21 protein-coding genes and 1 tRNA gene are annotated in these 23,311 nt (G+C 64.6%); 13 read left to right on the top strand and 9 right to left on the bottom strand.

The genetic code is table 11. The features are described from left to right. The first annotated feature begins 34 nt into the window (after positions 1 to 34). The 4 genes from ACODS9_RS19545 to ACODS9_RS19530 all read left to right on the top strand — a co-directional run bounded on the left by ACODS9_RS19545 (position 35) and on the right by ACODS9_RS19530 (position 3,861). Positions 35 to 1,135, top strand: coding sequence for a uroporphyrinogen-III C-methyltransferase (locus tag ACODS9_RS19545; RefSeq protein WP_489094540.1), 1,101 nt, complete (start codon positions 35 to 37; stop codon positions 1,133 to 1,135). Then, the gene (locus ACODS9_RS19540; protein WP_489094539.1) at positions 1,132 to 2,370 is read left to right on the top strand and encodes a heme biosynthesis HemY N-terminal domain-containing protein; all 1,239 of its coding nucleotides are present in this window, start codon (positions 1,132 to 1,134) and stop codon (positions 2,368 to 2,370) included. Before ACODS9_RS19545 ends, ACODS9_RS19540 begins: the two co-directional genes overlap by 4 nt. A gap of 292 nt (positions 2,371 to 2,662) precedes the next feature. After that, on the top strand, positions 2,663 to 3,160 hold the full coding sequence (locus tag ACODS9_RS19535) for a disulfide bond formation protein B (protein ID WP_489094538.1): 498 nt from the start codon (positions 2,663 to 2,665) through the stop codon (positions 3,158 to 3,160). A 230-nt stretch (positions 3,161 to 3,390) separates the two neighbouring features. Next, positions 3,391 to 3,861 carry an Rsd/AlgQ family anti-sigma factor gene (locus ACODS9_RS19530; protein ID WP_046853690.1) on the top strand — a complete coding sequence of 157 codons (471 nt, stop codon included), beginning with the start codon at positions 3,391 to 3,393 and terminating at the stop codon, positions 3,859 to 3,861. A gap of 1 nt (position 3,862) precedes the next feature. Here the strand turns inward: ACODS9_RS19530 and ACODS9_RS19525 are convergent, their stop codons facing one another. Then, positions 3,863 to 4,528, bottom strand: a complete 666-nt coding sequence (locus tag ACODS9_RS19525; RefSeq protein ID WP_489094537.1) for an FKBP-type peptidyl-prolyl cis-trans isomerase — start codon at positions 4,526 to 4,528, stop codon at positions 3,863 to 3,865. Between the two features lie 224 nt (positions 4,529 to 4,752). On the opposite strand from ACODS9_RS19525, the gene ACODS9_RS19520 reads away from it, so the two are divergent. Beyond that, complete coding sequence (locus ACODS9_RS19520; RefSeq protein WP_489094536.1) at positions 4,753 to 5,820, top strand: AlgP family protein; 1,068 nt, start codon at positions 4,753 to 4,755, stop codon at positions 5,818 to 5,820. On the opposite strand, the gene ACODS9_RS19515 is transcribed toward ACODS9_RS19520, so the two are convergent. Next, a complete protein-coding gene (locus ACODS9_RS19515) occupies positions 5,796 to 6,275 on the bottom strand; it encodes a TIGR02444 family protein (protein ID WP_489094535.1) in 480 nt (159 codons plus the stop codon). The two genes, ACODS9_RS19520 and ACODS9_RS19515, sit on opposite strands and share 25 nt — an antisense overlap. 50 nt (positions 6,276 to 6,325) lie before the next feature. Between ACODS9_RS19515 and ACODS9_RS19510 the strand changes: the two genes are divergently transcribed. The 3 genes from ACODS9_RS19510 to ACODS9_RS19500 all read left to right on the top strand — a co-directional run bounded on the left by ACODS9_RS19510 (position 6,326) and on the right by ACODS9_RS19500 (position 9,535). Next, positions 6,326 to 8,236: an ATP-binding cassette domain-containing protein gene (locus ACODS9_RS19510; RefSeq protein ID WP_401107054.1), complete on the top strand. Its 1,911-nt coding sequence runs from the start codon at positions 6,326 to 6,328 to the stop codon at positions 8,234 to 8,236. Beyond that, positions 8,236 to 8,823, top strand: a complete 588-nt coding sequence (locus ACODS9_RS19505) for a mechanosensitive ion channel domain-containing protein (RefSeq protein WP_401107056.1) — start codon at positions 8,236 to 8,238, stop codon at positions 8,821 to 8,823. Before ACODS9_RS19510 ends, ACODS9_RS19505 begins: the two co-directional genes overlap by 1 nt. Positions 8,824 to 8,902: 79 nt before the next feature. Beyond that, on the top strand, positions 8,903 to 9,535 hold the full coding sequence (locus ACODS9_RS19500) for a LysE family transporter (RefSeq protein ID WP_110697095.1): 633 nt from the start codon (positions 8,903 to 8,905) through the stop codon (positions 9,533 to 9,535). Positions 9,536 to 9,599: 64 nt separating this feature from the next. On the opposite strand, the gene ACODS9_RS19495 is transcribed toward ACODS9_RS19500, so the two are convergent. Together ACODS9_RS19495 and ACODS9_RS19490 are read right to left on the bottom strand one after the other, a co-directional pair. Further along, positions 9,600 to 10,352, bottom strand: a complete 753-nt coding sequence (locus tag ACODS9_RS19495; protein ID WP_023630586.1) for a slipin family protein — start codon at positions 10,350 to 10,352, stop codon at positions 9,600 to 9,602. 3 nt (positions 10,353 to 10,355) lie between these two features. After that, positions 10,356 to 11,699, bottom strand: a complete 1,344-nt coding sequence (locus ACODS9_RS19490) for an NfeD family protein (RefSeq protein ID WP_046853697.1) — start codon at positions 11,697 to 11,699, stop codon at positions 10,356 to 10,358. 96 nt (positions 11,700 to 11,795) lie between these two features. Here ACODS9_RS19490 and ACODS9_RS19485 point away from each other — a divergent pair, with 96 nt between their 5' ends. From ACODS9_RS19485 to ACODS9_RS19475, 3 genes are all read left to right on the top strand, one after another. Beyond that, complete coding sequence (locus ACODS9_RS19485; RefSeq protein WP_023629227.1) at positions 11,796 to 12,254, top strand: aminoacyl-tRNA deacylase; 459 nt, start codon at positions 11,796 to 11,798, stop codon at positions 12,252 to 12,254. A gap of 59 nt (positions 12,255 to 12,313) precedes the next feature. Next, positions 12,314 to 12,556, top strand: coding sequence for a DUF2789 domain-containing protein (locus tag ACODS9_RS19480; protein ID WP_023629226.1), 243 nt, complete (start codon positions 12,314 to 12,316; stop codon positions 12,554 to 12,556). A 70-nt stretch (positions 12,557 to 12,626) separates the two neighbouring features. Further along, positions 12,627 to 13,265: a hypothetical protein gene (locus tag ACODS9_RS19475; protein WP_023629225.1), complete on the top strand. Its 639-nt coding sequence runs from the start codon at positions 12,627 to 12,629 to the stop codon at positions 13,263 to 13,265. Between the two features lie 6 nt (positions 13,266 to 13,271). Here the strand turns inward: ACODS9_RS19475 and ACODS9_RS19470 are convergent, their stop codons facing one another. Beyond that, positions 13,272 to 13,709, bottom strand: coding sequence for a CBS domain-containing protein (locus ACODS9_RS19470; RefSeq protein ID WP_023629224.1), 438 nt, complete (start codon positions 13,707 to 13,709; stop codon positions 13,272 to 13,274). 146 nt (positions 13,710 to 13,855) lie between these two features. Then, positions 13,856 to 15,586: a dipeptidase gene (locus ACODS9_RS19465; RefSeq protein WP_489094534.1), complete on the bottom strand. Its 1,731-nt coding sequence runs from the start codon at positions 15,584 to 15,586 to the stop codon at positions 13,856 to 13,858. Positions 15,587 to 15,803: 217 nt separating this feature from the next. Between ACODS9_RS19465 and ACODS9_RS19460 the strand changes: the two genes are divergently transcribed. Next, positions 15,804 to 17,654 (top strand): DUF3857 domain-containing transglutaminase family protein, encoded by a 1,851-nt coding sequence (locus tag ACODS9_RS19460; protein WP_489094533.1) that lies wholly within the window; start codon positions 15,804 to 15,806, stop codon positions 17,652 to 17,654. Positions 17,655 to 17,748: 94 nt separating this feature from the next. Here ACODS9_RS19460 and ACODS9_RS19455 read toward each other — a convergent pair. Continuing rightward, positions 17,749 to 17,825: transfer RNA gene (locus ACODS9_RS19455), tRNA-Arg, on the bottom strand. A gap of 276 nt (positions 17,826 to 18,101) precedes the next feature. Between ACODS9_RS19455 and ACODS9_RS19450 the strand changes: the two genes are divergently transcribed. After that, a complete protein-coding gene (locus tag ACODS9_RS19450) occupies positions 18,102 to 20,630 on the top strand; it encodes a dermonecrotic toxin domain-containing protein (RefSeq protein ID WP_489094532.1) in 2,529 nt (842 codons plus the stop codon). 3 nt (positions 20,631 to 20,633) lie between these two features. Here ACODS9_RS19450 and ACODS9_RS19445 read toward each other — a convergent pair whose 3' ends face one another. Both ACODS9_RS19445 and ACODS9_RS19440 read right to left on the bottom strand, forming a co-directional pair. Continuing rightward, positions 20,634 to 21,497, bottom strand: coding sequence for an ABC transporter ATP-binding protein (locus ACODS9_RS19445; RefSeq protein WP_489094531.1), 864 nt, complete (start codon positions 21,495 to 21,497; stop codon positions 20,634 to 20,636). Continuing rightward, positions 21,494 to 23,077 (bottom strand): ABC transporter permease, encoded by a 1,584-nt coding sequence (locus tag ACODS9_RS19440; protein WP_489094530.1) that lies wholly within the window; start codon positions 23,075 to 23,077, stop codon positions 21,494 to 21,496. Before ACODS9_RS19440 ends, ACODS9_RS19445 begins: the two co-directional genes overlap by 4 nt. Between the last annotated feature and the right edge of the window lie 234 nt (positions 23,078 to 23,311).

Genomic DNA, 23,311 nt, shown 5'->3' with positions numbered 1-23,311 from the left:
GAGAGCGATGCGCCACCATGCAAAGGATGGATACGTGAGCGAAACTGTCTTGTCCAACACCGAACAGCCCTCGGCGCCCGAAGCGCCGGAACCCACCCCCGCCAAGCCCGCCCGACGCTCCGGCAACGGCTTGGCGCTGCTGGCCCTGCTGCTGGGCGCTGCAGGCGTCGCGGTCGGCGGCTGGGGCGTCTGGCAGGTTCGCCAGCTGCAAGGCAGCGAGCAAGGCCAGGGCGAACACCTGCAAGCCCTCAACCAGCGCGCCGACGCGCTGCAGCAGCGCGAGCAGCAGCTCAGCGCGCAACTGGCCAGCCTGCCGGCAGCCAGCGAACTGGAAGACCGCCGTCGCCTTGTGGCGCAACTGCAGGGCGACCAGCAGCGTCTGAGCCAGCGCCTGGAGACCGTACTGGGCGAAAGCCGCAAGGAATGGCGCCTGGCCGAGGCTGAGCACTTGCTGCGCCTGGCCACCCTGCGCCTGTCGGCATTGCAGGACATCACCAGCGCCAAGGCGTTGGTCGAGGGCGCCGATGAAATTCTTCGTGAGCAGAGCGACCCAGGTGCCTTCGCCGCCCGCGAGCAGTTGGCACGCAGCCTGGCGACGCTTTCCAGCACCCAGCAGCCGGACCGTACCGGCCTGTTCCTCAAGCTCGCCGCGCAGCGCGAGCTGGTCCAGCAGCTCAGCGCCCAGTCGCCCGAGTTCGACAGCCAGGCCGACGCCATGGGCGCCCTGACCGCCGATGGCGACGGCGCCAGCCGTTGGTCTCAGTGGTGGGCGGAAATTTCCAAGTACTTCCAGATCGAGTTCAATGCCGACGACAACGTCCGCCCGCTGCTGTCCGGCCAGTCGCTCAACCAACTGCGCCTGGCGCTGAGCCTGACCATCGAACAGGCGCAGTGGGCGGCGCTCAATGGCGAAGCCAAGGTCTACACCCAGGCCCTGGACGATGCGCGCAGCGTGTTGCTGGCCAACTTCAACCCGGACAACCCGCAGAGCAAGGCGATGCTCGACAACCTCAACCAGCTGGCCGAACAGCCGGTGTCGGTGGTCACGCCTGACCTGAGCGAGAGCCTGGCTGCGGTGCAGGCCTATATCCAGCGTCGCCACCTGCCGGCCAACGCCGAAGGGGCCAAGCCATGAAGCGCGTCTACCTGCTGGCAGTGCTGGCGATCGTCATTGCCGCGGCGCTGGGCATCGCGATCGCCAAGCACAGCGGCTACGTGCTGATCGCCTACGGCGGCTTCCGCTACCAGTCGGGGCTGTGGGCGGCACTGGGCGCGCTGGTCGGGATCGTCCTGCTGTTGCTGCTGGTGCGTTACCTGGTCGGGCTGGTGCTGACGTCCTCCGGGGTGGTCAACCCATGGTCGCGGCGCAACCGCAGCCGGCGCAAGCGCATCGCCGTCGAGCAGGGGCAGCTGGACCTGGCCGAGGGGCGCTGGGCGAGTGCCCAGCGCCACCTGCAGCGCGCCGCCGAATCCGATCGCCAGCCACTGCTTTACTACCTCGGCGCCGCCCGTGCCGCCAACGAACTGGGCCGGGTCGAGGAGCGTGACCAGTTGCTCGAGCGCGCCCTGGAGCGCCAACCCCAGGCAGAGCTTGCCGTGGCCCTGACCCATGCCCAGTTGCAGATGGACCGCGGCGAAGGCGACGGGGCGCTGGAGGCCCTGCAGGCCATGCAGGAGCGCCATCCGCATAATGCTCAGGTGCTGCGCCTGCTGCACCGTCTGCACCTGGAGCGTGGCGACTGGCCGGCGCTTATCCGCCTGCTGCCTGACCTGCGCAAGCACAAGGTGCTGCCAGCGGCCGAACTGGCCGACCTGGAGCAGCGGGCCTGGGGCCAGAACCTGGGCCTGGCGGCGACCCGTGACGAGGACCCGCAGGCGGCGCGCCAGGCGCTCGAGCGCGCCTGGCAGCAGTTGACCAATGCCCAGCGCCAGGAGCCGCAGCTGGTGTCGGCCTATGCCGAGCAGCTGCGTCAGGTCGGCGCCCAAAGCGAGGCCGAGCAGGTGTTGCGCGGCGCGCTCAAGCGCGGCTACGAAAGCCACCTGGCCCGTTTGTACGGGCTGGTGCGCGGTGAAGATCCAGCGCGCCAGTTGCAGACGGCCGAGGGCTGGCTGAAGGAGCACCCGCAGGACCCTAGCCTGTTGCTTACCCTGGGCCGCCTGAGCCTGCAGAATCGCCTGTGGGGCAAGGCCCGTGACTACCTGGAGAGCAGCCTGCGCATTGAGCGCAATCCAGAGGCTTGCGCGGAGCTGGCGCGGCTGTTGGCCGGGCTTGGCGAGACCGAGCGCAGCAACCAGCTGTTCCAGGAAGGCTTGGGGCTGCTGGATGAACGTCTGCTGGCGTTGCCGCTGCCGGAGGGGGTTCGGGCCTGAGGGGGCCTGGATTCGCCCCACGCAGCGCACATTGCCCTCGTGGGGCGGCGCCTGGCACCGGCTTTGCGGGTGATCGCGGGAAAACCGCTCCAGCAGGGGCGGTGCGTAGCCTTGGGATGTGCAGGTAAAGGGCGCTGAATTTTCCTTCGCTCGTGTCGGAATGTTCCCACTTTCCGTGAAAATGATTCCCTATCCATTCAGCGACTTGTCTGTGCTGTAGCGACTTGATACAAAGCGCCCCTTTCCTCTACCGTTTCAAACCACATCTCTTCTTTTCGGATCACCTTCGCCCATGTCGCTGGCCTGCCTGCGCAGCTTTTTCTTTCCCGCCTTCCTGGCCGCCGTCGCTGTGCTGGTGGCGTCGTTTCGCCTCGAGAACGTGGTCGGCCTCGACCCTTGCGCGCTGTGCTTCAGCCAGCGGCTGATGTTGGGGCTCTATGCACTGGCTTGCCTGGCCGCGGTCATCCACGCCGGTCAGCAGCGCTTGCCTGCCTGGCTGGCCTTGGGGTTCTCGGTTGCCGGCGCATTGCTGGCCGGTCGGCATGTCTGGTTGCAGGCCGAGCCGTTGCCGGTCAGCGGTTGCCATCTGCCGCTGGCGCACCTGATGGAGCGCCCATGGGGCGAGATCCTGCGAACCTTCCTGTTGGGCAGCCCGGACTGCGTGTCGATCAACTGGAGCTTTCTCGACCTGACCCTGCCTGAATGGAGCCTGCTGGCGTTTCTGTTGCTGGCCGCGCAACCGCTGTCGTGGCTGGTGGTGTATCGATTGCGCCACGGCGCGGTGGCTTGATCCAGCGCAACGAGCCGGGGATTGCGCGACCAGTGGTGGCCGGCAGAGGGATTAAACGCTTGTATGAACTTAGTGTGCTGCGTACCTTGATGGGCAGGTCGCGCGGGAATAATCTCCCAGCACGCATACCGAAAATACAACTGCTCGATGCCGTTTGCTGATGTCACCTTTGTGCCACGGTGTTGTGTCGCGAGGTGCAGCGGCATCTACCCAGAAGGGAAGAGATCGCCATGCTCGATAGTTGCCAGAACGCCCAGGAACGCTGGGGCGGTGTTCACAAGCTGATCGATCGTTGGCTGGAGGAGCGCCAGGAGCTGGTGCAAGCCTTCCGCGCCCTGCGCGATGCCAAGCCGGCGTTTGCCGACAAAGAGAAGAACCGCGATTTCTGCGCGGTGCTGGTGGACTATGTCTCGGCCTGGCATTTCGAAGTCAGCGAGCAATTGGTCAGTGAAGCCAAGGCATTTGGTGATACCGGTGCATTGGAACTGGCAAAACAGATCAACCCACGCATCGATGACAGCACCCAGATCGCCCTGGCTTTCAATGACCATTGCGAGAAAGGCGAGTGCAGGGATACCGAGCGTTTTGCCGAGAAGCTGGCCAAGCTCGGCGGCCTGCTGCACGAGCGCTTCGAACTGGAAGATTGCCTGATCGAGGTGTTGCACAACGCCCACAAGCAAGAAGACGCGGTGCAGGCCTGATTCAGTCGGCCACGTCCAGCAGTTCGATCTCGAACACCAGTGGGGTATAGGGTGCGATCAGATCACCCGCACCGTCGGCGCCGTAGGCTTGCGCCGACGGGATCACCAGGCGCCATTTGGCCCCCGCTTTCATTCGTGGCAGCGCCACCTGCCAGCCCTCGATCACCGAGTCCAGCTTGAACCACTGCGGTTGCAGGTTTTGGTCGAACACCGTGCCATCCGGCAACTTGCCCACATATCTCACTTGCACGCGGCCATCGGCCTTGGCCTGCGCACCGCTGCCGCTGGCCAGTTCGCTGTAGAGAATGCCCTCGGGCAACTCACGTACCCCGGCCTTGGCCCGCTCACCCGCGATAAAGCGTTTTTCGGCCTCCACCAGCTTGTCCACCTGGGCCTGCTCGGCGGCGGCGTTGGCTTGTGTTTCGTGCTGCTCGAGGATGGCCTGCATGCGTGACTTGGCGATCCGTGGTGGCTCGCCCTGGTAGGCTTGGCGCAGCCCTTCGACCAGTGCGTCGAGCTGCAGGCCGGGTACTTCCTGACGCAGCCGTTCACCGAGGCTGGCGCCCAGGCTATAGGCCAGGTCGCTGTCGTTGGCGGGGGCGGTCTCGGCATTGGCCAGGGAGAGCGGTGTCACCAGGCACAGGCCGAGAATCAGATAACGAGGCATGGAGGTCTCCTGCGGCAATGAGCGCGAAGTATGCCAGCGTTGTTGGCCCCAGATGTGTAAATATCGGCACTGCACTAATGGGCAACTACACTTGTTTCCAGCTGCAAGACAACAACTTTGCCCAGGCATGCAACGCGGCGCTACTGAGACTGTCAACATGCCCTAGCGGCGGTAGCAGCAGAAGCATAGTATGAGCCGCACTCTCGTCAGCCAGGAGGTAAACCATGTCGGCCAAAAAGAAGCCAGTAAGTACGCCGTTGCACCTGCTCCAGCAACTTTCGGGCAGCCTGCTCGAACATTTGGAAGATGCCTGCTCCCAAGCGCTGGCGGATGCCGAGAAACTCTTGGCCAAGTTGGAAAAACAACGTGGCAAGGCCCAGGAGAAATTGCACAACGCCCGCCTGAAGTTGCAGGACGCCGCCAAGGCCGGTAAAGCCAAGGCACAAGGCAAGGCGCAAAAAGCCGCGGGTGAACTTGAACACTTGCTCGATTCGCTCAAGGATCGCCAGGCGCAGACCCGTACTTACATCCAGCAACTCAAGCGCGATGCCCAGGAAAGTCTGAAACTGGCCCAGGGTGTAGGCAAGGTCCGCGAGGCGGCTGCCAAGGCCTTGGACTCGCGTACTGCGGCACCGAAAGCCGCGGCGAAACCTGCAGCCAAACCAGCGGCCAAACCTGCTGCCGCCAAGGCCCCGACGAAGACCGCCGCCGCGAAACCTGCCGCCAAGCCAGCGGCCAAACCAGCTACCGCCAAGGCACCGGCGAAGGCTGCCGCCGCGAAACCTGCTGCCAAGCCAGCGGCTAGACCGGCTGCCGCCAAGGCACCGGTGAAGACTGCAGCTGCGAAGCCTGCCGCCAAGCCAGCGGCCAAACCGGCTGCCGCCAAGGCACCAGCGAAGACTGCCGCCGCGAAACCTGCCGCCAAGCCAGCGGCTAAACCGGTTGCCGCCAAGGCACCGGCGAAAGCCGCCGCCGCGAAGCCTGCAGCCAAGCCTGCAGCCAAACCGGTTGCTACCAAGGCACCTGTGAAGACCGCAGCCGCCAAACCAGCGGCAAAACCAGCGGCCAAGCCTGCTGCCGCCAAGGCCCCGGCCAAGCCCGCAGCAACCCGGCCCGCCGCGAAACCGGCAGTCAAGCCAGCAGCCAAACCAGCCGTTGCCAAAGCCCCAGCCAAGCCTGCCGAAAGCAAGCCAGCCACTCCGGCCGCCAACACCACCCCGGCGCCTGCGACCAGCGCGACCGCGCCTGCGGCCACCGGCACCCCGGCTCAGTCGCCGACTTCGGCGTCCTGAAGCCCACGGGCCGCGACGCGCAGCTGATGCAGCGCGTCGTGGTTCCTGGCCGGTTCTGGCGCTAGCCAAGCCAGCCAGTCCGGCGCCGCGTCCGCTTGCGCCGGCCACTCTCGCGCCAACGCCTCCAGGCGTTCCAGCAAGGTGCGTTCAGCCTGCAGTTCCAGAGCTTTCACCTGCTCACGCATCACGCTCAGTTGCGGGTCGGCCAGCGCGTGTTCGCGCCATTGCCGGCGCAGGGCGCGTAACGGCATCACAACGTCGCGCTGCCAGGGCCGGGACAGCGCCAGCAGGGTGGCAATCCGTTGTTCGTCGGGGGCTATGCCGCGGGCCTGCAGCCAGGTGCCGCAAAGCAGCAGGCAGACATCGCCGCCCAGTTCCTGGAGGGCCAGACAGGCCGCCTCGACACCCGGCCGGGCATAGAGGGCCAGGGCATGATTCCACAGGTCGGTGTGCATGGTTTCACTCGCGCCAGTGATCGGGGAAGCTGGTAGACTCCGCGACCATCATGATCAGACTATCGAACCTCACTTTACAGCGTGGTCCCCAGCGCCTGCTAGAAGGCGCCGAGATGACCCTGCACACCGGCCACAAGGCCGGCCTGATCGGTGCCAACGGTGCCGGCAAATCCAGCCTGTTCGCCTTGCTGCGCGGCGAGCTGTCGCCCGATGCCGGTGACTGCCAGCTGCCCGGCGACTGGCGCATCGCCCACATGCGCCAGGAGGTCGATACCCTCGACCGTATCGCCGTGGACTATGTCCTCGATGGTGACGTGCGCCTGCGCAAGGTCCAGGCCGAACTGGCCGCCGCCGAACAGGCCCACGATGGCACTGCCTTGGCGCGCCTGCACAGTGAACTGGACAGTGCCGACGGCTACACCGCTGATGCCCGCGCCCGCAAGCTGCTGGCCGGCCTTGGCTTCAGCAACGAGCAGATGGACCGCCGCGTCGGCGACTTCTCAGGTGGCTGGCGGATGCGCCTGAACCTGGCCCAGGCCCTGATGTGCCCGTCCGACCTGCTGCTGCTCGACGAGCCCACCAACCACCTGGATCTCGACGCCATCCTCTGGCTGGAGGATTGGCTCAAGGGCTACCCGGGCACGCTGCTGCTGATCTCCCACGACCGCGACTTCCTCGATGCCGTGGTCGACCATGTGCTGCACGTCGAACAGCGCAAGCTCAATCTCTACAAGGGCGGCTACAGCGCCTTCGAGCGCACCCGCGCCGAACGCCTGGCGCAACAGCAGCAGGCCTACGAGAAGCAGCAGGCGCAGCGCGCGCACATGGAAAAGTACATCGCCCGCTTCAAGGCCCAGGCTACCAAGGCCCGTCAGGCGCAGAGCCGGATCAAGGCCCTGGAACGCATGGAGGAGCTGTCGGCGGCCCACGTCGACTCGCCTTTCGACTTCGTCTTCCGTGAGTCGGAGAAGATCTCCAGCCCCCTGCTCGACCTGTCCGAAGGCCGTCTGGGCTATGGCGACAAGGCCATCCTCGAGAAGGTCAAGCTGCAGCTGGCGCCGGGTGCGCGCATCGGCCTGCTCGGCCCCAACGGCGCGGGCAAGTCGACCCTGATCAAGAACCTCGCCGGTGAGCTGCAGCCATTGTCCGGGCGCCTGGTGCGTGGCGAAAACCTCGCCGTCGGCTACTTCGCCCAGCATCAGCTCGACTCGCTGGACGACAAGGCCAGCCCGTTGCTGCACCTGCAACGCATCGCACCGGGCGAGCGTGAGCAGACCCTGCGCGACTTCCTTGGTGGTTTCGACTTCCACGGCAACCGTGTCGACGAGCCGGTGGTCAACTTCTCCGGTGGCGAGAAGGCCCGCCTGGCCCTGGCGCTGATCGCCTGGGAGCGCCCGAACCTGTTGCTGCTCGACGAACCGACCAACCACCTGGACCTCGAGATGCGCCTGGCGCTGACCATGGCGTTGCAGGAGTTCGCGGGTGCCGTGGTAGTGGTCTCCCACGACCGTCACTTGCTCAAGAGCACCACCAACGACTTCCTGCTGGTGGCCGACGGCAAGGTCGACACCTTCGATGGCGACCTGGACGACTACAGCCGCTGGCTGGTCGAGTTCCGCCAGCGCAACGCGCCGGTGAGCAGCACGCCGGCCAACCCGGACAAGACCGACAAGAAAGCCCAGCGCCAGGCGGCCGCGGCCCTGCGCCAGCAGTTGGCGCCGCACAAGAAGGCGGCCGACAAGTTGGAGACCGAGCTCAACCAGGTGCACAAGGACCTGGCCGAGGTCGAGACCGCCCTGGGCGACGGTGGCGTGTACGAGGCCGCGCGCAAGGACGAACTGCGCGACCTGCTGGCCCGCCAGACCAAGCTCAAGCAACGCGAAGGCGAGCTTGAGGAGGCCTGGATGGAGGCCCTGGAAACCCTCGAAAGCATGCAGGCCGAACTCGAGGCGCTGTCCTGATGGAGGAGCTGCGCTCGCTGTTGCCGGGGCAGTGGATGGACTCGATGTGGCTGGGGCTGCAGATTCTGCTGATCCTGATCGCCGCGTTCGTCCTGCAGCGCATGGTCGCTCGCGGGTTGAGAAGCCTGGGCGAGCGCTACCCGTTGCCACACGAACTGATGGTGCCGGTGCGCGGCGCCTTGCGCTGGCTGATCATGGGCAGCGCGCTGCTGTTCGTGCTTGAGCGCCTGGGTGTATCGGCCACGGTGCTGTGGACCGCGCTGTCGGGCTTCGTCGCGGTGGCGGCGGTGGCGTTCTTCGCTATCTGGAGCGTGCTGTCCAACCTGCTGTGCGCGGTGCTGATCTTCACCGTCGGGCCGTTTCGTATCGGCGATGTGGTCGAGTTGGTCGACACCCTCGACAAGCCAGGGGTGAAGGGTCGGGTGATCGCCATCAACCTGCTGTACACCACGCTGATGGAAACGCCGGAAGCGGGTGGCGCGCTGGTGCAGGTGCCCAACAGCCAGTTCTTCCAGAAAGCCGTGCGCCGTTGGCGTGGCGCCGAGGCCACCACTGCGGTCAAGCCGGAATCGATCGATACCGACTGAAGCCGCAGAATTTACTGGTTATTTTTTCGCCAGCACCGTAGCTTAACGCTTTGTAACAAATGTTCGAGCGAGGTGTGCGATGTCGATGGAAACGTGGTTGGCCTTCTTTGCCGCGTGCTGGGTGATCAGCCTGTCGCCGGGTGCCGGGGCGATCGCCTCGATGTCCAGCGGGCTGCAGTACGGTTTCTGGCGTGGTTACTGGAACGCCCTGGGCCTGCAACTGGGCCTGATCGTGCAGATCGCCGTCATCGCCGCCGGTGTCGGCGCCATCCTCGCTGCTTCCGCCACGGCCTTCCAGGTCATCAAGTGGTTCGGCGTCGCCTACCTGGTCTACCTCGCCTACAAGCAATGGCAAGCCCTGCCGATGGACATGAGCGACGAGTCCGGTGTGCGGCCTATCGGCAAGCCGCTGAGCCTGGTGTTCCGTGGCTTCCTGGTCAACGTCAGCAACCCCAAGGCGCTGGTGTTCATGCTCGCGGTGCTGCCGCAGTTCATCAACCCGCACGAGGCGTTGCTGCCCCAGTACGTGGCGATCACCGTGACCATGATCAGCGTCGACATGCTGGTGATGGCGGGTTACACCGGCCTGGCTTCGCGGGTGCTGCGCCTGTTGCGTACGCCGAAGCAGCAGAAGCGCCTGAACCGTACCTTTGCTGGACTGTTCATTGGCGCGGCGACGTTCCTGGCGACGCTGCGCCGCGCGCCGATCTGATTTGATCATCGCGGGGCCAGCTCGCTCCCACGGTTCTGGGAGCGGGCTGGCCCCGCGATTGCTTTCAGCGCTGACGATCCACCAGCCCCTTGAGCAGATCCATCGGCATCGGAAACACGATGGTCGAGCTCTTGTCCCCGGCAATCGAACCCAGCGTCTGCATGTAGCGCAGTTGCATCGCCCCCGGCTCCTTGCCCAGCATCTGCGCCGCCTGCATGAGTTTCTCCGACGCCTGCAACTCACCTTCGGCATGGATCACCTTGGCCCGCCGCTCACGCTCGGCCTCGGCCTGGCGGGCGATGGCGCGGATCATCGATTCGTTGAGGTCGACGTGCTTGATCTCGACGTTGGCCACCTTGATGCCCCAGGCGTCGGTCTGCGCGTCCAGCACTTCGCGGATATCCGAGTTCAGCTGCTCGCGCTCGGCCAGCAGTTCGTCCAGCTCGTGCTTGCCGAGCACCGCCCGCAGAGTCGTCTGGGCCAGCTGGCTGGTGGCGGCGAGGAAGTCCTCGACCTGGATGATCGCCTTCTGTGGATCGAGCACGCGAAAGTACAGCACGGCGTTGACCTTGACCGAGACGTTGTCGCGGGTGATCACATCCTGGGGCGGCACATCGAGCACCACGGTGCGCAGGTCGACGCGCACCATCTGCTGGATCCCCGGAATCAGGATGATCAGGCCCGGGCCCTTGACCTGCCAGAAGCGCCCGAGCTGGAACACCACGCCGCGCTCGTACTCGCGCAGGATGCGCAGCGCCGACAGCAGCAGTATGGCCAGCAGCACCAGCACGGCGCTGAAACCGAATTGCATGAACATCGTCTACTCTCCTTGCGCCGTGGGCGCAGTGGCGCTGACCTCCAGGGTCACGCCATGACGGGCCGTCACCCGCACGTGCTGGCCAGGTTGCAGCGGTGTCGCGCACTGCACCTGCCACTGTTCGCCCTGGGCCTGTACCGAGCCGCAGAACGGGTTGTCGGTGCGCACCTGCGTCACCGTGACCAGGCTGCCCACCAGCCCGGCATCGCCGCTGACCAGGGCGCGCCGGCGCGCTTTCAGCGCCATGCCCAGCACGCCGCCGAGCAACAGTGCCGAGAGCACCGCCAGGCTGATGATCAGCGCCAGCGGGATGCCGAAGCCGGGGGCATCGGTGTCCATCAGGATCACCGCCCCGACGACGAAGGCGACGATGCCGCCGAAGCCGACCACACCGAAGCTGGGCAGGAACGCCTCGGCGACCATGAACGCTACCCCGAGCAGGATCAACGCCACCCCGGCATGGCTCACCGGCAACAGTTGCAGGGCATACAGCGCCAGCAGCAGACAGATGCCGCCGACCACGCCGCCGACCCCGGAGCCCGGGTTCATGAATTCGAACAGCAGGCCGTACACGCCGATCATGATCAGGATCAGCGCCACGCTGGGGTTGGTGATCACTGCGAGCAGGCGGGTGCGCCAGTCCGGCAGGTGTTCGGTCACGCTGGCCTCATGGGTGCGCAGTTGCACGGTCTGGCCTGCGACGAGCAGTGACTTGCCATCGAGCTGGCGCAGCAGGTCGGGGAGGTCGTTGGCGATCAGGTCGATTACCTGCAAGCGCTGGGCTTCGCTGGCCGACAGGCTGACGGCCTCGCGCACCGCCTTCTCCGCCCAGTCGGCGTTGCGCCCACGCAGCTGGGCCAGGCCACGGATGTAGGCCGCAGCGTCATTGACCTGTTTGCGTGCCAATGCGCCTTCTTCGCTGTTCGTGGCGGGTTGTTCAGCTTTGCCGGGAGCGCCGATCTGCACTGGGGTCGCGGCGCCGAGGTTGGTCCCCGGGGCCATGGCCGCGATATGGCTGGCGTAGAGGATGTAAGTGCCGGCGCTGGCTGCCCTGGCACCACCCGGGGCGACGTAGGTGGCCACCGGCACGGGGCTGGCGAGAATGGCCTTGATGATCTGGCGCATGGCGCTGTCCAGCCCGCCGGGGGTATCGAGGCGGATCACCACCAGTTGCGCGCCTTGTGCCTGCGCCTGGTCCAGCCCACGCAGCAGATAGTCGGCGCTGGCCGGGCCGATGGCATCATCGACGCTCAACAGCCATACATTTGCGCCAGGCGCGCTCTGGCCACTCGGCACGAAGCCGAGGATCAACAGCAACAGCAGCATGCGCCAGCGCTGGGCGATCACCTGTCGTCACCTCATGCGGACCTGTCCTTGAAGTTTAGCCTTGGCTGTCGGGCCACAGCCTAAACTTGAGGATGGGGGCAAAACCGGAGGTGCATCATGCGTATGGCCAAGACCCTTCAGCAGCGCCTGGACCAGGCCAACTGCGACTACGACATCATTCCCCATCCCCATTCGGCCACCAGCCTGGAGTCGGCGCGCACGGCCGGCGTACCCGCCGAGCGGGTCGCCAAGTCAGTGATGCTCGATGACCGCCATGGCAACTTCATCATGGCCGTGCTGCCGGCCAACCGGCATCTGGACATGACCGAGGTGCGCATGACCGGCGCCTGGCAACTGACCCGCGAGAGTAACCTGCCGAGCCTGTTCGGCGATTGCGAGCGCGGCGCCATCCCGGCCCTGGGCGACGCCTACAACATTCCCATGCTGCTCGACCGGAGTCTTACCCGCCAGGGCGATGTCTACCTCGAGGCAGGTGACCACGATCATCTGATCCACATGAGCATGGAGCAATACTTGAAGCTGGTGCCGCACGCCGAAGTGCGCGAATTGAGCTGATGCTCGCAACCAACGCCGGGTTGGCGTCGTGGACGACCCGCCCGGCCCGAGGAGGAATCATGGAAGCACCGAACCATCCATTTGCCGACCTGTTCAAGCAACTGGGGCTGGCGGACGATGCCACCAGCATCGACCAGTTCATCACCACTCATTCGCCGTTGAAGAACGAGATCAAGCTGGTGGACGCACCGTTCTGGACCGAGGCGCAAAGAACCTTTTTGAAGGAAAGCATCATAGAGGACGCCGATTGGGCGGTACCCTTCGACCAACTCAACGAAGCACTGCGTCGCCCCCGCAAATAAAGCGCCGAGCGGCACCTGATGGGTGATCGGGCCGTTGCTATGCTCAGGTAAAACAAGAGGGGATGGCGCAATGAAAGATCCCTACGCACCAGGATTCTGGTGCACCGTGACGATCCTGGGCACCCTGACCGCCGGCTACTTCTACGGTATCCGGCACACCCACCAGATGAACCAGGCCGTGCAGTTTCTCTATGCCGCCGCCGCCGTTACCGCGGCGGTGGCGCTCTGCGGCCTGGCCTGGATCGCCTGGCAGCATTTGCACCTGAACAAGCGTGAGGTGGCCCAGGGGCGAACGTTACTGACCATCTGGAACACCAAGGTCGCCCTGCGCCGGGTCGAGACGGTGTTCGACCGCTACTTCTGGGGCAGTTACTGGCACTCCGGGCGCACCTTCGAGGAGGTAATGGGCGAGCTCAAGGGCACACCGTTGGAGCAAAGCCTCGACGCCCTCAAGCGCCAGTGCCGGGAGCTCGACCGCGAGGTGCACGACCACCACCATCACTGGCTGGCCAACGCCCGCGACCTGTCCAGCGTGGCCACGGCGATGGCCCGCGAGCGCTACCAGTTGGACCTGTGCGATGCCCCGGTGCGCGACGGCGGCAATACCGCCGTGCTCAATCGCGATCTGGAAGTGCTGGTGTACACCTGGTCGGCGCGCCTGCGCAGCTTCGACCATCAGCTGGACGAACTGGAGCGCGCTTACCACTAGGCGGGATCATTCGCCGCGGATGTATTGCTCGAGCTGCAGGATCAGGTTGGCCTGCTCGGCGATGGTTTCCTTCACCAGGTCGCCAATCGACAAAAGCCCCAGCAGCTTGCCGTTATCCACAACGGGCAGGTGGCGCAGATGGCGGTTGGTCATCAGGTTCATGCAGTACTCGAGGTTCTGCTTGGGCTCCACGGTGACCACCGGCGAACTCATGATTTCCCGTACCGGCGTGGCAGCCGATGAGCGCCCTTTGAGCACCAGTTTGCGGGCATAGTCGCGCTCGCTGACGATACCTACGACCTGGTCGTTTTCCATCACCGGCAATGCACCGACGTTCTTCTCCGCCAGCAGCTTCAAGGCATCCAGCACCGAGTCATCAGGGCTGATGGTGTAGACGGTCTGGTGCTGGGACTTGGCTTTGAGGATTTGTTCGACGTTCTTCATACGGGCCTCGGTGGGTGAAAAAGCGCGGTGTCGGAGTAAATAAAGCATCCGGCACGGCGCTCTGCACGGCAATGCAGGAAACGGCATCGAGGTGATTGAAAAACGTCATCGTGGCAAGGGGCCGCAATGCGGCCCCGGGTGAATCATCAAAGCTTCGGCATCTGCCCGATCCGCGCCACCATCTCGCTGACGATCTGCAGGTCGAGCATGAACTGCTCCACGGTCTTGAACTCGTTGTCGTTGTGCCCGGTGTACTTCACATCCGGCATGGCCAGGCCGAACTGCACGCCATTGGGCAGGTCGTGCACCGAGGTGGCGCCGGCGGAAGTGCCGTACTCGTGCTTCATGCCCAGGTTCTCGCTGGCCACGGCCAGCAGGGCCTTGACCCACTCGCCCTCGGGGTTGCGGTACATCGGCTCGTCCATGCTGTAGTCGAAGGCCACCTTGGTCTTGCTCTTGGCAACCCAGCTGTCGAGCTTGCCGGAGATCTCACCCTTGAGGGTGTCGAGCGACTTGCCTTTGGGAATGCGCAGGTTCACCGCCAGCTTCAGCGCCTTGTCATCCAGGCCGACGAAGGTCAGCGAGGTGGTCAGCGGGCCCATGAAGTCGTCCTTGAAGCCCACGCCAAGCTTGTTGCCTAGGTAGTCCAGGCCCCAGTTGTCGGCGGCGTAGCGGGCGGCGTCGGTGATGTGGTTGTGCTTGAGCGGCACGTCCTTGCCCAGGCCGTTGAGGAAGTCGAGCATGCGCGCCACCGGGTTGACCCCGGACTCGGGCTCGGAGGAGTGCGCCGAAACGCCGGTCACGGTCAGCAGCACCTGCTTGCCGTCGACCTTGGCATCGATGCTGAAGTCACCACCATGGCGCTTGACGTAGGCCGCGCCGGCTTTTTCCAGGGCCTTGGCCAGTTCGGCCGGCTTGTCGCCGGTCAGGGTCGCTACCGAGCTGCCGGGGATCTGGTTGGTGGCCAGGCCGCCGGTGAGGTTGATCACCTCGGCGCCTTTGCCATCACCGGGACGCTTGGCGAAGGTGGCCATGACGGTGCCATAGCCCTTCTCGGCGATCACTACCGGGTAGCCGCCGTCCAGCGCCAGGTTGTAGTCAGGGGTGGCGTTGCGTTCGAAGTAGTAGGGGATGGCATCACCGGTGGTTTCCTCGGTGGTGTCCACCAGCAGCTTGAACTGGCGCGCCAGCGGCAGCTTTTCGTCCTTGGCTACTTTCAGCGCGTAGAGCGCGACGACGATGCCGTTCTTGTCGTCCTCGGTGCCGCGGCCGTACATGCGGTCACCCACCAGGGTGACCTTGAACGGGTCGAGCTTGGTGCCGTCCTTGAGCTTCCAGTTTTCCGGGGTCACCGGTACCACGTCGGCATGGGCGTGGATGCCGATGACTTCCTTGCCCTCGCCGAGGGTGATCTCGTAGACGCGGTTGTCGATATTGCGGAACTGCAGGCCGAAGCCCTCGGCGAGGGCCTTGATCTTGTCGGCGATCTTGAGGAAATCCGGGTTTTCGTGCTGTGGCACGCCCTCTTTGCGAACGGTCGGGATCTCCACCAGCTCGCGCAGGGTCTCCTTGGCGGCCTTGCCGTACTTGATGCGGGTGTACAGGCCCAGCAGGCGGTTGATCTCGTCCTGCTGCTCGGCAGCCAGGGGCTTGCCGGCCAGGTACAGCTTGAGGGTGTCGTCCAGCTTGTCGGCCTTGGCCAGGTCGCTGCCGGCCAGCTTGCCGAGGAACTGCTTGAAGTCGGCCGGATCGCTGCCGTCGTAGGCCTTGATGATGGCGGCGGACTGCTGCTGGGAGAGGTTGGCCTGGGCCGGGATCGAGAACATGGCCACGCTGGCCAGCAGGAGCGATGCGGCGGATAGCTTGGTAAATGGCATGGGTGTGCGCATTCCTTTGCAGGGGGGAGGGTGACCGTTTACGCAAACGGAAGATGCCCACGCTATCACCAATGACTACTGGCGCGGGAGAGGTGGCAATGTGTATTTCCGCACAAACGTGCAAGCTTTCATCTACGGCGCGGCCTGCAGCTTTATGACAAAAATGCGTATCATTAGCGTTTTTTGTAATAACCCGTTTTACGAGAGAAGGATCCTCATGTTCACGTCTTACCTTGCACCCCTGGCCGGGGTGCTGGCCTTCACCCTTGCCTGCATCACGCCCGCCCAGGCCCGGGACGATGGCACCGACCACTCTGTCACCCTGGAAAAGGTCGTACAGACCTTCACCGTGCAGACCGACGGCAGCTTCCAGGTGGCGGTCGAGTCGGTCTCGCGCATCAACGAAGAGCGGGCCATCCAGGCCAAGGCCCAGCAGCCGCTGAGCTACAACCGCTCGTACGAAACCCTGGAGGTCGACGAAGCCTTCACCCAGAAGCCCGACGGGCGCAAGGTGATGGTCGATGCCTCGCAGATCAAGGAGCAGCAGGAGCAGGCGTCCACCTACGCGCCGATGTTCCAGGACTCCCGGGTCAAGGTGGTGATCTTCCCCGAAGTGGCCGTCGGCGATCGCCTGGTGCTGCGTTACAAGCGCCATCGCAACACTGCGCTGTTCCCCGGCCACTTCGAGGACCTCACCGGCCCGGATTTCCACCCCGTGGAGCAGTTCTCGCTGATCTACGACCTGCCGGCGGATCTGCCGCTGTACGCTGATGCCCGTGGCTTCAAGGCGTCCTCGCCCAAGGCCGGCAAGGGCCGCAAGGTCTACCGCTGGGACTTCGTACCCGCCGACAGGGCCAGGATCGAGGCGAGCGCTGTGTCCTATCTGGACTATGGTCAGTACCTCGCGGTGTCGACCTTCAAGGATTACGCAGGGCTTGCCGCCAGCTACCAGGCGCGCGCCGGCGTGGAAGTGACGCCGGCCATCGCCGCACTGGCCGAGCAGTTGACGGCGAACCTGCCCGATGCCCGGGCCAAGGCGCTCAAGCTCAGCGACTGGGTACGTGAGAACATCCGCTACGTGGCGGTCTATGTCGGTGCCGGCGGGGTAGTTCCGCATTCGGCGCAGAGCGTGCTGGACAACCGCTATGGCGACTGCAAGGACCATGTCGCCCTGCTCGAGGCATTGCTCAAGGCCGCGGCCATCGAAAGCTCGCCTGCCCTGGTCAACCTTGGCAACGCCTACCACCTGCCCAAGGTGCCGACGCTGGGCGTGCTCAACCATGTGTTGACCTACGTACCGAGCCTGGACCTGTACCTGGACTCGACCGACCCGTCTGTGGCCGCCGGCTACCTGCCGCTGATGGACCTGGACAAGACCACGCTGCTGACCGCCTCGGGCGAATTCGGCAAGACCCCGGCTTCCCAGTTTGGCAAGCAGGTCGGTGAGATGCTGTTCAAGGTCAAGGGCACGGGCGCCGCGGACTTCACCGGTGCTTCGACGATCGAGGGTTGGGCCAGCGAGGTCAACCGCTATGGTGCCAAGTCGATGAAACCGGCCGACCTCGACCGTATGGTCGAGCAGGTGCTCAATGCCTACGGGCAGCGGGGCAGCGGCAAGATCCTGATCCAGCCATCGGTGGCGCCGGAGCACTTCCATAGCCAGGTCGAGGGTCATACCGAGAACCTGGTGAACCTGCCAGGCCCAGTGGGGCTTCCGGCACTGAGCAGCCTGGTCGGCGGTATCTCGCAGATGGTCTATGGCTTTGCCGCCGAAAACGAACGCACCCAGGGCTTCGTCTGCATTTCCAACGAAACGGTGGAGAAGGCACGCTTCGAGTTCCCTGCCGAAGTCACTGTCCTGGCGACGCCCAAGGCCGTTACCGTGAAGGAAGGCAGCTTCGACTACAGTGCCCTTTACACTCGCGATGGCAATGCCGTGGTGGTCGAGCGGCGCATGCAGTTCAAGCATCCGAAGGCGGTGTGCACGCCTGAAGAATTCAAGGCAATGAAGCCGGTCATTGAAACCATGGTCAGGGACCTGCAAGGCCAGATCATCGTGCAGGGCTGAGGCCCGGAAACGCAAAAGCCCCGCCAGATTGATCTGAGCGGGGCTTTTTGTTTTGCCGTCACCGGTGAAAACACACAGCTGGCAGCCGAAGTCATGGCGCACTCGGCGGGATTCGAACCCACGACCCCTGCCTTCGGAGGGCAGTACTCTATCCAGCTGAGCTACGAGTGCAACGGGGCGCATGATACCCATCTGTGTCGGTGACGTCCATGGCCTTGATACAGGGTTGTTTTTCCATGACACCGGACATGTTCCGGGTGATCCAGACCTGCACCTGCGTCGAGAGTCTGGTGCGGCCGATATCGGGCTGCGCCGGGCAGGCGCATCGTATCTTTACGACAGCAGCATGCATTGCCAGGGCTGGTCCTGGTGGTACTGCGATAGTGCCGAAAGGCTCACGGAGCGCGGTTCAATCGAGAGCCACCCCGCTGCCAAGTGAATCTCAGCATGCCCCTCGACCTCGACCATTTCGCACGCAGCCTGGCTTCGCTGGGCGACGCGCGGGCACTGATGGACAAGGCTCAAGCCTATCTTGATGGCTGGCCCGATCCCTACCGGTTGGCGCACGAACACGCCGCTGCCTATTTGCTCAAGCACACGGGCAAGCCTCTGGACCCGGACCAGGTCTGGTGGCATGTGTTCGATAGCGCCGTCGGTGCCGCCACGACGACAGGTTGGCGCCATAGCGGTCCGCCCCGGCAATCCATGCGTTTCACCGAGCTGCTGATACGCCGCTTCGGCGGTGGCTTCCAAAGTGCTTCCGACACCCTGGCGACTTACGGAGGCTTTTACACCCAGGGCCCTGGCGCCGGGCTGTATGGTGCTGAGAATGAGGTGGCACTGTTGCCGAAGACGGTGATGGATTACCTGTGGGCGCTGGATTTTGCTGCCGAGACAAGGGCCAGGGCGGAACGTTTCTGGGGCAAGGAGGGGCTGGACTTTCCTATCCTGGCCCGCGCGTGTTTTCTGGCCGCGATCGACCACGGTGTCGGCGTCGGTCTGCTTGAGCCGGTCGACAAGCAGAATCTGCGGAATTGGCTCGGCATCGCCACAGATACACCCCTGACGCTGGCGGCACTGTCCCGCTCAGGGCATGGCGCGCAGTTTGCCGTGTGCCACTTTCCGGTAGGCAACGGCCACTTGGTCACCTTGCGTCACAGCTCTGGGCGCGTAGTGTTCTACGCCCCTTCCCTGGAACACCCTCTTCGCGCCTTTGCCGATCATGAAGCAATGGTCCGCTGGGCCGCCGACCGTGTGCAGGCCGATGACGCGCAGGCCTGGCTGGACGCCGTGGAACGGGCCGACTCTGACATGTCCCTGGATACGCGGAAGGCGAGGCTGTCGGCGGTACGCGACCAGAGCGGTTCCCCAGGGCATGCGCTATGGCCGTTTGGCGAGGGGCAGGCGCTGCACCTGCCAGACCTGTTCGACACTCTGATGCTTTGGGCCAAGGCCGATCTCGGCCTGGCCCTGCACAACCTGGTCAGCAACGCTGACCTGCGCAAGCAGATGTGGCGCGGTTATCTGGGCGCGTTTATCAACGTCTTTGGCAGCTTCTCGCTTATGGCCTGGCCTATCGGCCTGGTCATGCTGGGCGCGGGGGCCGCCCGCCTGACCCTGGATATCGACACGGCGGTCCGCGCCCGTACCCAGCGCGAGCGCAGCCAGGCAATAGTTGACTCAATAGCTGATGCGTTGGTGGTTGTCTTTGCCATCATCGATACAGGGCTGGGCATGCGGGCCCTGAAGTACCGCGAGCCACCGCATTTCGCCGGAATCGCGGCGGCCTTCCTGCAACCGGCGAGGGAAGCGCGACGCGTTCGACAGCTACTCGACGACCTGGACAGCAACCTCATTGTGGATGACCCGATCCAGACAGGCGGCTTGTTGCAAGGTGTCAGTATCGATGGGCGAGGACGGGGATGGATTCAGGTGGGCGAGTCGGTGTTGCCCGTTCATTACAGCAGCACCTGGTCAAGCTGGATGGTGCTGAAGGACCTGGATGACCTCGAGATCCGCGAAAGCCTGATGGTGCGTCGCGGTCTGGACGGGAACTGGCGGCTGTACGCACCGGAGGGGGACCCGGGTGCGCTGACGACGCAGTTCTGGAATACCTACATGGAGCCCGACAAGGTGCTTGGGCAGAGGCTGTCACAGGCGTTGCTCGATCGCCAGGCACGCTTGCTGGAGGGCACCGGCTTGCCGGAGTACAGAGGGCATATGGCACCGGTCGACGCATACGGGCACCACTATGTCGAAGTGAGCGGCAAGCGCTTCTATACCTTCAGGCAGGAAGGCGCGTTGCATAACGACCTGGCCATGGAGTACAGCAGTCACATGGCCAAGGTGAACGACCTGTTCAGGGGGGACCGTACCCGCTTGCAGGGCTTTGCCAGCGAAATGCTGGACGACTTCATCGACAGGCTGGCCGACTCTCTGGAGATATTGCCTGGCAGCCAGGCCTCGCTGCTCTGGCGCGGAGGAAGGGGGGGCCGGGTCGCGCTGGGGGCACGATACCGGGAAGGGGCAATCAAGGTGGGCGATTTACTGGTCTCGACCGACTTTACCTCTTTTACGGAAAGCCCCTATATCCCTCGTCGGTTCATGCTGCCCAAGGACGTTGTCGATCTGCCGCTTGCCGAGGTGGCGGAGCATTTCGATGAAAACACTGTTTTGTACGAACTGGTCGGTGGCCAACAGCTCAGCGGCCGGCCGGTGGCGCCGCTGTCACTGAACTGGCAAGAGGCGGAAGTGTTGTTCAAACCCGGTAGCACGTTCTTGATCGACGACATCAGCAGCGTGCAGGGCGAGCAGTTTCGCTTCCTCAAGTTCAGGCTCCGCGAGGTGAACCGCAACCCGGGCTCGCCTGCCTTCGACATGCGCAGTGGTCAACCGTTCGAGCGAGTGGCTTATGCCGAGCAAGTGGGCAATGTGCCGTGGCTCGAGCGATTTTTCCCGGCTGCCGAATGGTCTTGATGCCTACAATGCGATGAGTTCCGGGCGCAGCCCCTCCACCCCCACGGAAGCAGGGTTTATGTAAGCCTGGTCGCTGGTGATCTGGTGCAGGACCTTTTCCCGCAGGCCATGCAGCGCCACGCCGGTACGCCGGCGCGGGTGCGGCAGGTCGATCGGCACCACGGCCTTGATCCGCCCGGGACGAGGCTCCAGCACCACCACGCGGTCGGCCAGGTAGGTCGCCTCCTCGGCATCGTGGGTGACCAGCAGGATGGTGATCCCCGCGCGTTCACGAATAGCCAGCAGCTCGTCCTGCAGTTGTTGACGGGTCAAGGCGTCGAGGGCGCCGAAGGGCTCGTCCAGCAGGAGGATCCGTGGGCTGGCCACCAAGCCGCGAGCAATGGCCACGCGCTGTGCCATGCCGCCGGAAAGCTGGTGCGGATAGGCTGACTCGAAGCCGATAAGCCCTACCAACTGCACGTACTCGTGGACACGCCGGGCGCGCTCGCCCTGGGTGAGCTTTTCATTGACCAACCCCAGGCCGATATTCTGCGCCACCGTCAGCCAGGGAAACAGGCGGTGCTCCTGGAACACGATGCCGCGTTCACCGCCGATGCCGTTGACCGGCTGGCCATCGACGCGGATCTGGCCGCTGTAGTCGGTGTCCAGCCCCACCAACAGGCGCAGCAAGGTGGACTTGCCGCAGCCCGACGAGCCGACGATGGCGATGAATTCGCCCTGTTCGATCGACAGGTCGAAGTCGCGAATGGCTTCGAACGGCTGGCCATCGACGCTGAAGGTCTTGCCGACTTTCTCGAAGCTGACCAGCGGCGGTGTGGCATCAGCTTGGTTGGCCGCGTGCAGGGCCGGGGTGATGAAGGCATTCATGCGGATCTCCAGCGCGTGGCGCGCGATTCGAGGCGTTGGCCGAGGTGGCCGAGCAGGGCGCCGACCAGGCCGATCAGGACCATGGCGGCCATCACCTGGTCCATGCGGAATAATTGCTGGGCGCCGATCATCAGGCTGGCGATGCCGCCGTCCGAAGGCATGAAGTACTCGGCGCCGATGGTGCCGAGCCAGGCATAGATCAGTGACAGGCGCAGCCCGGCGAAGATCGCCGGAGCGGCGCCGGGCAGCACCAGCAGGCGCAGACGGTGCGGCAGGTCCAGGCGCAGGGCCTGCGCCGCCTCGCCCAGCTGTGGCGGGAGGCTGGCGATGCCGCGTTGAGTGGCGATCAGCAGCGGGAAGAACGCCGCCAGCGCGACGAACACCAGCTTGGCGCCCTCACCCAGGCCGAACCAGGCGGTCAGCAGCGGCACCCAGGCGAACAGCGCCACCTGGCGCAACGCCGACAGGCTCGGGCCGAGCAGGCGCTCGGCGTTGGCTGACAGACCCAGCAGCAAGCCCAGGGCGAACCCCGCGCCACCGCCGATCAACAGACCGGTCAGGGTGCGTTGCAGGCTCAGACGCAGGGCCTCGGGTAACGAACCGTCGAGCAGGCCTGCGTACAGGCTGCGCAGCACATCCAGCGGTGAAGAGAGGATGTTGGCATCGACCCAGCCAAGGCTGTTGGCGGCCTGCCACAGCAGCAACAGCCCCGCAGGCAGCAGCAGGCTTTGCCAGCCGCGTGGCACCTGGCCGCGCAACTGCTCACCAGTGGCCGGTTGCGGCCAGTGCAACAAGCTGTGTTCCAGGCGCGAGAAGCCGCGATCCATCAGTGCGCCGACCAGGCCGATCAGCAGGATGCAGAGGAACACCAGGTCGAGCATGAACAATTGCCGCCCCCAGACCATCAGGTAGCCGATGCCTTCGCTGGAGGCCAGCAGTTCCACAGCCAGCAGCGAGGTCCAGCCAGTGGCCAGGGCCAGTCGCACACCGGCGAGAAATGCCGGTAGCGCGGCGGGCAGCAACAGGCGCAGGAACAGCAGGTGAGGAGGCAGGCGCAGGACGGCGGCGGCCTCGCGCAGTTTGGGTTGGGCGTCGCGCACGCCGACCAGGGTGTGCAGCGTGACCGGCACCACCACCGCCTTGACCAGCACTACCAGTTTGAGCAGCTCGCCGATGCCGAAGAACAGCATGAACAGCGGGATCCAGGCCAGGGTCGGGATTTGCGCCAGGGCGACGAAGGTGGGCAGCACCAGAGTCTGCGCCCGTCGCGACCCGCCCAGCCAGGTGCCCAGCAGCAGGCCGCTGGCGATTCCTGCCAGCAGCCCCCAGATCAGGCGCTGCAGACTTATCCACAGGTGACCCCAGAGTTCGCCTGAGCCGAACTCCAGCGCACTCTGCCAGACCAGCGCGGGGGCGGGCAGGATCTGTTCGCTCATCCAGTGCTGACGGCTGGCGACGACCCACAAGGCCGCCACCGCCAACGGCACGATCCACGGCAGGTAGGAGCGGCCTTGTGTCGCGAAAGGGCCGCGTAGCGGCCCCCACAGGCGCCGCGGACTTGCGCTCAAGACTTCGCTCATCGGGGCATCTCCCAAACCGTTCCTTGTTTATTCATTTATGGAATTAAAATTTCACATAAGTAACATTCAAGAGATAAGAGCATGCGACCGATGCATGCGAAAGCCCCGTCTCGTTGCGTTTTCCTCATATTTTCCATGCGTTTCCTGCAAGCCCGTCGCAGGCCCGCATGGCGCCTGGGTTATGTCTTCTGGTTACTAAAAAATGAAGTTTTGATCTTTGTAGGTTCTAACCGG

This window comes from Pseudomonas sp. FG36, assembly GCF_057809275.1.
The sequence above is the reverse complement of the archived record's forward strand: the minus strand, read 5'-3'. Positions and strand labels throughout refer to the sequence as shown.

What these genes read in the sequence shown, in the direction of transcription:
- ACODS9_RS19540 (WP_489094539.1), top strand. Translation starts at nt 1,132, where the DNA reads ATGAAGCGCGTCTACCTGCTGGCAGTGCTGGCGATCGTCATTGCCGCG.
- ACODS9_RS19535 (WP_489094538.1), top strand. Translation starts at nt 2,663, where the DNA reads ATGTCGCTGGCCTGCCTGCGCAGCTTTTTCTTTCCCGCCTTCCTGGCC.
- ACODS9_RS19460 (WP_489094533.1), top strand. Translation starts at nt 15,804, where the DNA reads ATGTTCACGTCTTACCTTGCACCCCTGGCCGGGGTGCTGGCCTTCACC.
- ACODS9_RS19500 (WP_110697095.1), top strand. Translation starts at nt 8,903, where the DNA reads ATGTCGATGGAAACGTGGTTGGCCTTCTTTGCCGCGTGCTGGGTGATC.
- ACODS9_RS19505 (WP_401107056.1), top strand. Translation starts at nt 8,236, where the DNA reads ATGGAGGAGCTGCGCTCGCTGTTGCCGGGGCAGTGGATGGACTCGATG.
- ACODS9_RS19485 (WP_023629227.1), top strand. Translation starts at nt 11,796, where the DNA reads ATGCGTATGGCCAAGACCCTTCAGCAGCGCCTGGACCAGGCCAACTGC.
- ACODS9_RS19465 (WP_489094534.1), bottom strand. Translation starts at nt 15,586, where the DNA reads ATGCCATTTACCAAGCTATCCGCCGCATCGCTCCTGCTGGCCAGCGTG.
- ACODS9_RS19450 (WP_489094532.1), top strand. Translation starts at nt 18,102, where the DNA reads ATGCCCCTCGACCTCGACCATTTCGCACGCAGCCTGGCTTCGCTGGGC.
- ACODS9_RS19530 (WP_046853690.1), top strand. Translation starts at nt 3,391, where the DNA reads ATGCTCGATAGTTGCCAGAACGCCCAGGAACGCTGGGGCGGTGTTCAC.
- ACODS9_RS19470 (WP_023629224.1), bottom strand. Translation starts at nt 13,709, where the DNA reads ATGAAGAACGTCGAACAAATCCTCAAAGCCAAGTCCCAGCACCAGACC.
- ACODS9_RS19510 (WP_401107054.1), top strand. Translation starts at nt 6,326, where the DNA reads ATGATCAGACTATCGAACCTCACTTTACAGCGTGGTCCCCAGCGCCTG.
- ACODS9_RS19480 (WP_023629226.1), top strand. Translation starts at nt 12,314, where the DNA reads ATGGAAGCACCGAACCATCCATTTGCCGACCTGTTCAAGCAACTGGGG.
- ACODS9_RS19525 (WP_489094537.1), bottom strand. Translation starts at nt 4,528, where the DNA reads ATGCCTCGTTATCTGATTCTCGGCCTGTGCCTGGTGACACCGCTCTCC.
- ACODS9_RS19515 (WP_489094535.1), bottom strand. Translation starts at nt 6,275, where the DNA reads ATGCACACCGACCTGTGGAATCATGCCCTGGCCCTCTATGCCCGGCCG.
- ACODS9_RS19445 (WP_489094531.1), bottom strand. Translation starts at nt 21,497, where the DNA reads ATGAATGCCTTCATCACCCCGGCCCTGCACGCGGCCAACCAAGCTGAT.
- ACODS9_RS19475 (WP_023629225.1), top strand. Translation starts at nt 12,627, where the DNA reads ATGAAAGATCCCTACGCACCAGGATTCTGGTGCACCGTGACGATCCTG.
- ACODS9_RS19495 (WP_023630586.1), bottom strand. Translation starts at nt 10,352, where the DNA reads ATGTTCATGCAATTCGGTTTCAGCGCCGTGCTGGTGCTGCTGGCCATA.
- ACODS9_RS19520 (WP_489094536.1), top strand. Translation starts at nt 4,753, where the DNA reads ATGTCGGCCAAAAAGAAGCCAGTAAGTACGCCGTTGCACCTGCTCCAG.
- ACODS9_RS19440 (WP_489094530.1), bottom strand. Translation starts at nt 23,077, where the DNA reads ATGAGCGAAGTCTTGAGCGCAAGTCCGCGGCGCCTGTGGGGGCCGCTA.